Genomic DNA, 11,692 nt, shown 5'->3' with positions numbered 1-11,692 from the left:
CCTCGGGCATCATGGCCGATTTGCGGGCGGTGTCGCCAACCGCCGGCGGAACATCTCCGCTCTACGACCTGAATCCCGCGACGGGCGGAGAGGCGACGCTTTACCTCAAGGAGGACGGTTCGAAGCAATCGGCAGCGGCGGATGCCGATTACGCCGTCAAGGTCGACATTACTCCCGGCACAGCGGGAGGTGCCACTCTTACGCACGTGCATGTTACGATTTCGTCGCCCGCCAGCGCGCCGAATCCGAGGAATTCCTTCGAGTATGTGACTGCCATCGATCGCACCCCATGATTCCTCGTCGTCACTCTCTCCGGGCTTTCACCCTTCTCGAAATGATGGCCGCAATGGCCGTCCTGATCATGCTGGTCGTTCTTGTCGCTCAGATCATGAATGGCGCCACCCGCACGACGGGCTCGAGCCGTCAGCGTCTGAGCGCGGATGCCGAAGCCCGGATGATCTTCGATCGCATGGCTGCAGATTTCGCCGGCATGGTCAATCGCAAGGACGTGGACTTTCTCTTCAAGAAAAATGCCGGCAATGACTCTGCGTTTTTCTTTTCCATGGCGCCGGCCCTTTCGCCGGCGAATCCCGCTTTGACCGATCCGGTGGCCCTCGTGGGATATCGGATTGGCGAGGATTTCAAGCTGGAGCGCCTGGGACAAGGGCTCAGTTGGAATGAGCCCGCCCCCGACGGCATCGTCTTTCTGACGTTTCCTGCACTCACCCCGCCCAGAGTGCCCACCACTCCGCCGGATGCCATCCCTGGAAGCACCTTGAAAAGTTCCAGCTTCGACAGCTATCTGACCCCGGGACCCCGCGCCGCGGGCTCTCCGTTTCATGTGCTCGGGCCAAACGTTCTCCGGCTGGAATTCAGTTTTTTGCTCGCCGGGGTAGGGAAAGATGCCGTGTATTCCGCGCCTTACAATAAGACTAACGCTGGCAATTTCAGCGGAGGAGATTTCGATAACCACAAGGGACTGGGCCTGAATGACGTTCAGGCAATCATTGTGACCATCGTGGTCATGGATGCAAAGAGCCGGGCCTTGCTCAGTGAAGCCCAGGTGGGTGAGCTGGGTGGAAAGTTCCCCGATGCAGCTGACTCAAGTGACAAGACACTTGCGGAGGAATGGGAGGGTAAGATTCGCGAGCTAGTTGAGTCGGGAGGTATTCCTAAGTCCGCCGCTGCGCAGATTCGCGTGTATCAGCGCATGTTCTTTCTGAATTCTGCCGTAAATTGACGTGTTATTTATGAGAAATCCGCAGTCCCCCCGTTCTCCCCGCCGCGGCGGCTTTGCCCTGGTCCTGGTTCTGGCGTTTGTCGTTCTTCTGGTAGGGGTTTGCCTGGCCTTCTTTTCGAACGCGATCCTCCAGAGACAGGTTTCGAAGAGCAGTGGTTCCCAAACCCAGGCTTCCCTGATCGCGCAAGGAGCGATCGATACGACGATCGCGGATCTCAAGGCGGAGATCGCCGATCCCACGAATTCCGCAGACGTCACCGGTCAACTTTCGACACCGCCAACTGATGGCTCGAAATTTTACCTGCCGGCCCGGGCAGGTGCGTCTGCTCCCGCCACCAAAATGGTGCCGGGTCTGCAGGGGGTCACCCGTCCGGGGGACCCCACGACTCCAAATGGATTGGAGAATCTGGTCAAAATCAGCACGGATGCCGCTCCGTTTTATCCGGGAGCGGGTCTTCCGCAGAGGGCCTCCAGCCTCGCGACCGACGATTCTTCGCAACCGCAAAGCCGGCCTATTACGCTGGCCAAATGGAACCAGCCGCTCTTTTTGGAAGGGAAAAGCGACACCGACGCCACGCCGCAGGCGCCCTTTCCCGTGCCGCACTGGATCTATGTCTCCACGGACGGCGACAATCCGAACCCCCAGGCAGCCGATGGGAAGATTATTGGCCGCTATGCCTACGCGATCTACAACGAAGGCGGACTTCTGGATATCAATGCGGCGGGTTTCCCCGTCACCGGCGGCGCTCCGGATGCCATGGGCGCCTATCGGACAAACATGGGCTTCGTGGATCTCACTAAGCTCAGAAACACCGGCGGCGCGCCATTCTTCGACGCCCCTACGGCAAATTCCATCGTGGGATGGCGAAATTATGTTTCCGCCCAGGCCAGCGGCAGCCTGGGAAGTTATAGCTTCACGAGCGACGGTGGCACGGCGACCAAGGCGTCCCCTTATTTTAAAGCCGTGGGATCCGATCCGCGAGGGTTTCTTCAGACCGCCAATATCACCGCCCCCGGCGGCGTCAGCGATCGCGCCTTCGTCTCCCGGCAGCAACTCATCGATTTCATGAAAACCCTGGGGCAGCAGGGGAGCGTTCCGACGACGCAGCTTCTCGCGAGCCTTCAATATCTGACGACCTTCTCACGCGCCCTGGAGCAGCCGACCTTTAGCTTCCCGGGGAGTTTGACCGGCGGGGGGATGCCTCCCGCGCCGCCGGCTCCTTACGCCTTAGGCAGTGGCGGCAATGATCAGGTCGCCAATTTCAGGAGTATCAATTCGTCTTTTGTGAAAGCAAGAACGGCAGGGGGCTTCACCCGCCTCGATGGTTCCACGGCGACATCGGGAGAGCCTTTCCTCAAAAAGCGTTTTCCTTTATCACGATTGGCATGGCTGACTTACGATGGTCCCAGCAAGGATAGAACAGGCGGCAAGGACATCGAACGTCTGACGGAGTTGGGAGTTACCCAAGGATATCTTGATCAAGGAACTTCGACAAATATCGAAAATGCCTTTGGTCTAACTTGGGATAGTGCGACCAAGCGGTGGACCTATAAGGCTTCTCTACTTAGTGGGACGGGGCGTATCCGTGTGCTGAGCGAGATCACCGGAAGAGAGCCAAATTTCTTCGAACTCCTCAAGGCGTCGATCAATGTGGGCTCTTTGGCGAAGCCGGCATCGAATCCCACTCTAGGCAGTTTTTCGAGTGCGAACATGTATAAAGCTGCAGACAAAAATCAATACTTCACTTATGACAACAAGCCCTTTTATTTTGAACAAAGTAAGATCGATGCTTCCGTGGATTTGGCAATCCTGCAACTGGGCGCAAATATTATCGATCAGGCCGACGCCGATGGCTGGCCGACCCAAATCGAAGTTCCTCCTAGCGCCAAGTTTTTCACTTCCAATGGATCGCCTGCGTCCGACTTACCCAAAGATAATGGTCAAACGGATCAATATGCTCTTTCGTATCGATATCCAGTTCAAAATGACAAGAACACCGGCGTGAACGCTGGTGTCCCGGTGGCAGCAGATCCCTATGTTGTAACCGGAGTCGAAAACCTGCCTTACATTTATCGGGTTTCCTGGTCGGCGATCCGATTGGTGAATCCTGTAGATGGTCCTAACAACACTGTCAAAGAAACGGGCCTAATAGCTTGCATGCTGTGGCCGGAGATTTGGAACCCGCATGGTTACGATCCGGCAAGTAGTAATGCTTTGGGAGATCCTCGTCCTCAGGATTTTACGCTTACCGTGCGAGATGCAAATGCTACAGTTGCCTCGAATAATCCCCTATCGAGGCCGGGGGGAGCTGAAACCCTCTCTAACGGCGTTTATAGTATGAATGGAAAAATGACTAGCCTTTCAGGTTGGAAAACAGCTTGGGGATTTGACATAGACAAAAAAGAGACTTTTACTATGGGAGAGGTAAAGAATAAATTGTCCTTCACGGTCCCGGAGAACAGTGATGGTTACGCACTCTTTCGTGAGCCTACGTTATTGAATCGAAAGGGGTTACCGGACAAGTCCAACTTGGATGACCCCGTTAAGGCTTATGGGGTGCATCTTCCGAGCGTGCCCGGTGCTGTTACTTCAAACGGCATTCATGCCAGTGCCCAATCTAGCCTATTTAAAGGCAGAGATTTCATTGGTTTTTATCTGGGTGCGGGTCCCGCTAAATGGGTGGACAAGAATGCTGGCCTCCAAGCTGCGAATAGAATGCAGTATAATACGAATTTTTCAACCGGGAATAATGGTAATGGTGATCATGCCTACCCGGCTTGGGTCTTTACTCTTAAAGCCTCCGATAATTCTCGGGAAGTGCGCTACGATGTCAAACGGGTGGTCAACAACCAAGACATCCCTTTGGGCTGGCCAACCTGGTTGTCAGGTCGAGACGGTGTAGCTTTAGGTGATAGTGTATATACTCCCGGCTCACCTGAGGTTGTCGCCTCAGTCTATTTTATGACGGTTGATCCACGGTCCAGCCGGTGGAACTTCATGGATGTCTTGACGTATGATCAGGGGCATTCGAACACAGGAATAGCGCCGGGATATGGGGGGTGGGGGACTCCTGCCGGGACAGTTTTGCCGACTTATCGTTGGGATTCCACTGCTGGAACAGTCATTCAAGGCCGGCAGTATCATGAATGGAATGTATCTGATGGACCAAGACCAGTTATCTTTAAGACTGCGGATGGATGGACGGCGTCGCCGCCGCCTACCAATGGTGTCACTCAAATCGGGTATTTCTCAGAAAATAAATCGAATTCTCCGGCTCGCTACGCCGATGCTGATAAGATTATTCGGCGCGCGTCGGGGGGATATTCGTCGGGCACTACAGGCCTCCCCTTGGCAAAGCCCTCAGGCGCGACACCTTCCGAGAGCCGACCGATCATTTTGAATCGACCTTTCCGCTCGGTTGCGGAGCTGGGAGCCGTTTTTTCAGGAACGCCTTGGAAAAATCTCAACTTCGTATTTCCTGAAAGCGGAGATTCAGCCTTATTAGATGTTTTCTGCGTGAACGAAATGTCTGATCCGAGTGGAATGGTGGCTGGCAAATTCGATTTGAACACCAGCCAGGTTCCCGTGGTAAAAGCCATTATCGAAGGTGCCTACCAAAACGAGCTTTCCGCCAACGCCAGCTTCGGAGGCGCCAATAACGTGGTTGCAGATACTACTGCGGAGGCTGTCGCTAATAGTCTTGTAAGACGCACCAACAGCACATCAGCGGGCCAAGGACCGTTCACCAACGTTGCGGACCTCGTGGGCTACTATATTGGAGGCGCGACTAATTATAACGCATACCAAGGCTTCGGAAGAGACATTGAAACCATATCTCCCAAGCCTACGACCTGGCCAATTCAGCGATACACCGAAGCGGCTGTCCGCGCTCTTTCCAATACTGGCCAGACTCGGGTTTGGAATCTGATGATCGATGTCATCGCGCAGAGCGGGAAGATTCCGGCTGGGGGGACGGATCTTGCCAAATTCGCGGTCGATGGAGAGAAGCGTTACTGGGTTCATCTGGCTATCGACCGGTTCACCGGAAAAGTCCTCGACAAGCAGGTGGAGGAAGTTCGCTGAGGACGGCTTTGGAAGAAGATAGCCGCGGGTCAATGCGCCTGCCTGGCACGATGGCGTTCAATCTCGTGGTCTCTGCGAGCCGGTAACCGCCTCGCTGGGCGAGGCACGTTTCGCGCCGCGAAACGGCTACGGTTTTACAAAACTCAGGGTGAGCGGCAGGCTGAGGTGACGGCCGTAGCGGGCGATGGCGGGCGTGAGCGCGCGGAGGTCGGCCTTTTTCCAGGCGGTGAAGGGTTGCGCGGTGATGACCCCGGATTTTTTGCGAAGGGTGCGCTTCCAGGTGCCTGCGATGCGGCCGTCGAGCACGATGGTGGGCATGAAGATGCCGTTGCCGCCGGGAATGATCTTCGGCGCGTGCCGCGGGTCGAGCGTGGCGCTGCGATCGGTGTAGCCGAGGAGGAATTCGTCGAAACCCGGGAGCAGGTGAACGCGCGGGGCGGCTACCGCGGCCGGCGGAGCGTCGGCGGCAAGCCAGTGAGATTTGCCCCCGATCGTTTCGGAGGCGAGACGGCCCGCGGCGAAATCGACGGCGGCGCGGGCGTCTGCGGCGCGCAGGCCGGACCACCACGAGAAATCCGGCAACGTGGCGGGGCCGTGACTCGTGAAGTAGCGGCGGGCGAGCTCGGCGAGGGCGGCTTCGCGCTCGAGTCGGCGAGGGGCGGGCACCCATTCGTCGAGAAGGGTGAAGGTGTGCTGCCGGCCGTCGCGCGCGCCGAAGCAGAGCAGGCCTTCTTGGGCGAGCCGCCAGAAGACGTGGTAGTTGCGCTCGCGTGACATGGGCACGCCGTTGCGCTCGAGTTCGGCGGAGAGAACCTCCCGAGTGAGCTGCCGGCCGCCGGAAAGCGCGCGGACGAGAATTTTTTCGCAGCGGGCGAGGGTGGCCGGGTCGACCCCGAGCTCTTCGTGGCGGCGTTGGCTGTTGGCGATCACGCGCGGGGTCAGCAGCTCGAGCATCCAGCGCACGTCGGCGGCGGCGACGAAGTGCACGGTGCCGCGCATAGGCCAGGTGCGATGATCTCGCGGGCGGCGACGGCTTGCTCGACCTCGGCCTCGGTGACGTCGGGCCGGCGCAGGCCGATGGCCCACAGGGCGCCGTTGTAATCCTGCGCCTGCATCCCGCCGAGGTGCGCGACGACATCGCGGATGGAGCTCGCGGCGGGATGCGCGATGTGCTGGTGGCGGAGCCGGGCGGAGGCGACGTCGCTCGGCGTCATGGCGGGGAAGAGGAGGGCTACCCGGCGAAGAGGGCGCCGAGGACGGCGTCGGTGTCGCCCAGGTCGGTGAAGAGGTGGTCGGGCGCGTGGGCGGCTAGCTCAGTGACGGAATATTGGCCGGTGGCGATGGCGACGGTCTTTGCGCCGATGGCGCGGCCGCATTCGATGTCCTTCGGCGTGTCGCCGATGACAAAAATCCGCTCGGGCGGGAAGTCTTCGCCGTGGTGTTCGTGGGCGCGGGCGCGCGCGAAGGGGCCGAGTTCGTTGCGGTCGTGATGATCGTCGGCGAAGGCGCCGAAGCCGAAGTAATGCCAAACGCCGTAGTGCGAGAGCTTGATCTCGGCGCCGCGGGCGAGATTGCCGGTGAGCAGGGCGAGCACGCAATCGGGACGATCCTTCAGGCGCTCGAGCAGGGCGACGATGCCAGGAAGCAGGGTGCCGTTGTGCCGCGGCATGCGGCCGACGAGATGGTGCAGGTAGCTGTCGAGCAGACCGGTGATGTTTTCCGGAGTGTTGGGAAGGCCGTGCCTGGCGAGGAGCTTGCGGGCGATGAGGGCGTCGGTGGCTCCCGCGAGGGTGATGCCGGCGAGATCCTCCTCGACGCCGAAGCGCTCGCGCATGGCGTCCTTGAGCGCGTTCTCCCCGGCGCCGCCGGAAACGATGAGCGTGCCGTCGATGTCGAAGAGCAGGAGGTGACGCGCCACCTAGCTTGCGACGGGCGTTTCGGCCTCGTCGTCGTCGTCGTGTTCGTGCACGTCTTCGACGTATTCCTCGTCCGGCGCGGTGAAGCGGCGCTTGCGCTTGTTGGCGGGAAGGGGGCTGAGGGTCATGCCAAGGGCGCGACCGGCCATCTTCGGTTCCATGTCGACGTGGGCCATGGTGGCGAGGTCCTGCTTCACGCGCTCGAGCACGGCGCGGCCGATTTCCTGGTGGGCCATCTCGCGGCCGCGGAACTGCAGACCGACCTTGAGCTTGTTGCCCTTGTCGAGGAACTCCTCGGCGTGGCGGATCTTGGTCATGTAGTCGTGTTCGCTGATGTTCGCGCGGAACTTGACTTCCTTGACCTTGCTGACGGTGTGTTTGCGCTCTTTTTCCTGCTTCGCGAGGTCGTAGCGGAACTTGCCGTAGTCGACGATGCGGCAGACGGGTGGGACGGCGTTGCTGGCGACCTCCACGAGGTCGAGGCCGTAGCTCTTGGCCTTGCGGATGGCATCCTCGGTGCGCATGACGCCCAATTGCTCGCCGGTGGCGGCGAGGACGACACGGACCTCCCTGACGCGGATGCGTTCGTTGATGCGGTGTTCGGGCTCGCGATTGTCGCGACGTTGGAAGGGACGGGGTTTAATGGGAATGCGGAATGGGGTTGGTTGTGCGCTTCGAGGAAAAACGGGGGGCGGACGCTGGCCGCGCGTGCAAGCTGTGGAATCTCATCGGAAAATGAGTCAGCGGTTGCAGGTGGAAATCGGCATGGTCAATCGTCGAACCGTCGCGCTTGGCGCAACGAGTCATGAACCTGCTAGAGGCTTCCGGTGCGCGCAAGTGGAAAATTCCGTGAAGGCGGCCCGGCGCCGCATCGGAAGACCATCCCTCATCGCAAAAAGACGAAGCCGAGCACGCCGCTGGCGAGGATGAGGAGCGCGGGATTGATCTTTTTGCCGAAGTAGAGCGCGATGAAAACGACGGCAGCGAAGGCGAGGCAGATTTGCTGGCGTGGTTCGACGATGGCGGTGCGGGCGATCGCGATGGTGCCGGCGAGCATGAGGCCGACGACGATCGGGGCCATGCCGCGCTGGATGGCCAGTCGCCAGGGCGAGCCTTCGAAATGCACCCACACACGGGAGGTGACGACCGCAATCACGCAGGCCGGGAGGAAGAAGCCGAGAAACGCGACGAGCGCGCCGGGGAAGCCGGCGACCTTGTTACCAATGGCGATGACCATGAGCATGTTCGGCCCCGGAGCGAGCTGGCCGATGGCGTAGATGTCGCGGAACTGGGCGTCGGTCATCCATCCCTGCTGCTCGACGACCATCGCCTTCATTTCCGGCAACACGGCGGTGCCTCCGCCGATGGCGAGGATGGAGAGCAGCGAAAAAACGCCGAGGAGCTGGAGGAGCTTCATGCGTCAATCGAGCGGCTTTTTGTCGAGGCCGCTTTTGTCCGGAGTGAGCTTGCGGGGGCGGTAGAGGAGGACGGCGATGGGGCCGACGGTGAGGAGCACGTAGAGCAGGGGAACGTGCACGAAGCTGACGAGGACCAGGGTGACGGCGACGAGGATCATGTCCAGATGGTGCTCGAGCTGCTTGTGGCCGATCTGGAGGGTGACGGCGAGCAGCAGGCCGACCGACGCGGCGCCGACGCCCTTCAGCACGGCATTCACGGCGGGATTGCCGGTGTTGCTGGCGTAGAAGAGCGCGAGGGCGAAAACGATGGCCGCGCCGGGCAGGGTGATGCCGAGAAATCCGGCGACGGCTCCCGGAATGCCCCGCAGGCGATCGCCGACGATCACGCTCATGTTCGTGGCGTTCAGCCCCGGCAGAGCCTGGGAAATCTCGAGGGCAGCGAGGAAGCCTTCGTCATCGAGCCAGGCCTTTTTCGTGACGAGGCTGTTGCGGAGATAGGCGACCACGCCGCCGCCGAAACTCGTTGCGCCGATCGCGAGAAAGGTGAGGAAGATTTCGAGAATGCCGACGCGCGGCGCTGGTGGGGCGACGGCATCACTCATGGCCGGGGGTCTCCGAGCGGCCAATGCCGTAGACCATGGCGGTCTTGGTCGTGCCGAGCTGCACCCACTCTGGCGCGTGGGTCTGAACTGCGCGGAAGAATTCCTCGGAGCGCGCCTTCGCCTTGTGGTGAAGGTCGTCGAGCCGGTGGAACTTTGCCTGAAAGGCGAACTCGCCGACGAGCGACGTCTCGGACGCGCGGTTGCGCCAGAGCGCGATGGTGGCCTTTGCCTCGAGGCCGTGGCCGAAGTCGAAGTGGCCAGGATCGACCTGCACTTCCTCGACGGCGACGTTGTTGACGAGCTCGATCTTTGTTTTCGGCGAGACGTCGATGGCACCCATGGCGGGAAAGACCGACGCGATGTCCTCGAGGCCCTGGTCGAGGACGATCTTCGGCGTGGTGAGCACGCAATTGTGCGAGAAAAGGCTGCGGATGCCGCCGATCTCGTCCTTGAGCGGAAGGACCTCGTCCTTGAACTTGATCTCGCTGCGGCCCTCGAGGCGCGGATGGATGTCCACCGCGGCGGCGGTATCCATGTCCCGGTGGCGGAATTTCACGGCGAGTTCGTGGTCGATCTCCGGCCAGCCGTCCTTGTAGAACGTGCGTTTGCGCAGGATGAAGGCATTCCGGTAGAGGTCGAACTCTGGCGTGTCGTAGAAAAGCACCTCGCGGACCATGCGGTTGAAGGCGTCGTGATTCGTGGTGACCTTCACGTCGAGCTTCTTCGCGATGTCGTGGACGATGCGCCAGTATTCCTCGAATCGCTCGGGCCGGATGAATCGCTCGGGCCGGAGCAGAATCTTGTATTCCCGGTAGTGAATCTTATCGAGGGGATGGCCGTCGGTAACCGAGGACTGGCTCATGGAAAAGAGGTGGGGCTTCTTTCTGAAAATGCCGCGATATCAGGGCTGGCAGAGCAAGGCGAGGGCAGTGATGGGCGGCTTGAACATGGTCTCAGGCTATGCAACCAGATCGTTTTGTCGAGAGTTCGGACCTCTGAGGTCCCGGAGAATCAGGCAAAGACCAATCGGCAGATCACGATCGAAGCGATCACGCCGGCGAGGTCTGCCAGTAGACCCGCCGGCACGGCGTGGCGGGTGCGGCGAATGGCCACGGACCCGAAGTAAACCGCAAGCACATAGAAGGTCGTCTCGCTGCTGCCAATGATGCAGCCCGCTGTGCGCGCGATGAATCCGTCGGGGCCGCCGGCGGAGGGATCTTTCAGCAAATCGGCGAAAATCCCGTTGCTGCCGCTACCGCTGAGGGGCCGCATGAGCACCAGGGGAAGCAATTGCGGCGGAAAGCCGATTGCGGCGAGGGCGGTGTTGAGCCCGCCGGTAACCTGGCGGAACCATCCGAATTGCGCACTCGCGTCGAACGCGGCCCGCACCATCCAGATTGCGACCAGGATCGCGACCAGATACGGGATCACGCGAATGGCAACGTGGAAGCCTTCCTTCGCGCCCTCGACGAATTCCTCGTAGACCGGCACGCGTTTCAGGGCGGCGAAAAACGGGAAGAACGAAAGCACGAAGGGCACCGCGAGCAGCGAGATCGCATTTGCCACGACGGTGAAGGTGACGCCCGGACCGGTTTCCGCGGCCTTGCGAATCTGCTCGTAGCCCAGCCAGGCGAAAAAGAGGAAAAACAGTCCGATCAATGCAATGGCCCATGGCGCGAGCGGCCGGGCGGGAAAGTTGGTTTCCGGCGTCGCGGCGGGAGCGGCGGCGGGGCTCTCCAGGCGGGCGGTGGGAGCGGCCTCCGGGATCGTGATGGGCAGGCGATAGCCGGGCAGGCGCTCGAAAAATTTGACCATGACGACCGCGACGATGGTGGAGATCACCGTGGCGAAAAAGGCGGGACCGACAATGGCCGTGGGCTGGGTCGCGCCGGCCGCCGCGAGATAGGCGATGGTCGTGGCGGGAATGATCTGGATGGAACTGGTGTTGATCGCGAGGAACGTCACCATGGCGTTCGTTGCCGTGCCCGGGCGAGGATTCAAGGATTCGAGATCCTTCATCGCGCGCAGGCCCAGCGCCGTGGCGGAGTTGCCAAGTCCGAGCATGTTCGCGGCCATGTTCATGAGCATGGAGCCCATGGCGGGATGCTCCGGCGGGACGTCGGGAAAAAGCCGGCGCATGAGCGGGCGCAAGGCGCGGGCAAGGATCTCGATAAGGCCGGATTTTTCGGCGAGCCGCATGATTCCCAGCCACAGTGCCATCATTCCGATCAGGGGCAGGGCAAGGTCGATGACGGCAATCTGACAGGCCTTGAAAGCGGCAGCGGTGACCTTGTCGAGGGCGCCGGCGGCGCCGCCGAGCACGACGGCAAGCAAGATCAGGCCGAGCCAGATGGAGTTGAGCACGGCGCAGTTGTAGGGCGGGGCGAAGGGCGCTTCAAGAACCGGCGCGGGGAAAATGCGAGATGGCCCCG

Annotated in this window: 9 protein-coding genes and 1 pseudogene; 3 read left to right on the top strand and 7 right to left on the bottom strand. The window is 60.6% G+C overall.

Features of this window, described 5'->3' with window-relative positions; all coding sequences use genetic code 11:
- The 3 genes from VIM61_00235 to VIM61_00225 form a co-directional block, all read left to right on the top strand.
- A partial coding sequence (locus VIM61_00235; protein ID HEY8898828.1) for a hypothetical protein occupies positions 1-293 on the top strand: 293 nt, incomplete at its 5' end.
- Complete coding sequence (locus tag VIM61_00230; GenBank protein ID HEY8898827.1) at positions 290-1,240, top strand: hypothetical protein; 951 nt, start codon at positions 290-292, stop codon at positions 1,238-1,240. The genes VIM61_00235 and VIM61_00230, both read left to right, overlap by 4 nt.
- A gap of 10 nt (positions 1,241-1,250) precedes the next feature.
- The gene (locus VIM61_00225) at positions 1,251-5,324 is read left to right on the top strand and encodes a hypothetical protein (protein ID HEY8898826.1); all 4,074 of its coding nucleotides are present in this window, start codon (positions 1,251-1,253) and stop codon (positions 5,322-5,324) included.
- A 126-nt stretch (positions 5,325-5,450) separates the two neighbouring features.
- On the opposite strand, the pseudogene VIM61_00220 reads toward VIM61_00225, so the two are convergent.
- The 7 genes and pseudogenes from VIM61_00220 to VIM61_00190 form a co-directional block, all read right to left on the bottom strand.
- Positions 5,451-6,439 (bottom strand): annotated as a pseudogene (locus VIM61_00220) (winged helix DNA-binding domain-containing protein).
- A gap of 116 nt (positions 6,440-6,555) precedes the next feature.
- Positions 6,556-7,242 carry an HAD family hydrolase gene (locus VIM61_00215; GenBank protein ID HEY8898825.1) on the bottom strand — a complete coding sequence of 229 codons (687 nt, stop codon included), beginning with the start codon at positions 7,240-7,242 and terminating at the stop codon, positions 6,556-6,558.
- Positions 7,243-7,884, bottom strand: coding sequence for a translation initiation factor IF-3 (gene infC / locus VIM61_00210; GenBank protein ID HEY8898824.1), 642 nt, complete (start codon positions 7,882-7,884; stop codon positions 7,243-7,245).
- 242 nt (positions 7,885-8,126) lie between these two features.
- Positions 8,127-8,657, bottom strand: coding sequence for a chromate transporter (locus VIM61_00205; protein HEY8898823.1), 531 nt, complete (start codon positions 8,655-8,657; stop codon positions 8,127-8,129).
- Positions 8,658-8,660: 3 nt separating this feature from the next.
- Complete coding sequence (locus VIM61_00200; protein HEY8898822.1) at positions 8,661-9,260, bottom strand: chromate transporter; 600 nt, start codon at positions 9,258-9,260, stop codon at positions 8,661-8,663.
- Positions 9,253-10,122 carry a hypothetical protein gene (locus tag VIM61_00195; GenBank protein ID HEY8898821.1) on the bottom strand — a complete coding sequence of 290 codons (870 nt, stop codon included), beginning with the start codon at positions 10,120-10,122 and terminating at the stop codon, positions 9,253-9,255. The genes VIM61_00200 and VIM61_00195 overlap by 8 nt, the downstream gene beginning before the upstream one ends.
- 149 nt (positions 10,123-10,271) lie before the next feature.
- Complete coding sequence (locus VIM61_00190) at positions 10,272-11,624, bottom strand: nucleoside recognition domain-containing protein (GenBank protein ID HEY8898820.1); 1,353 nt, start codon at positions 11,622-11,624, stop codon at positions 10,272-10,274.
- Between the last annotated feature and the right edge of the window lie 68 nt (positions 11,625-11,692).

The organism is Chthoniobacterales bacterium (assembly GCA_036569045.1).
Lineage (GTDB): Bacteria > Verrucomicrobiota > Verrucomicrobiia > Chthoniobacterales > JAATET01 > JAATET01.
The sequence above is the reverse complement of the archived record's forward strand: the minus strand, read 5'-3'. Positions and strand labels throughout refer to the sequence as shown.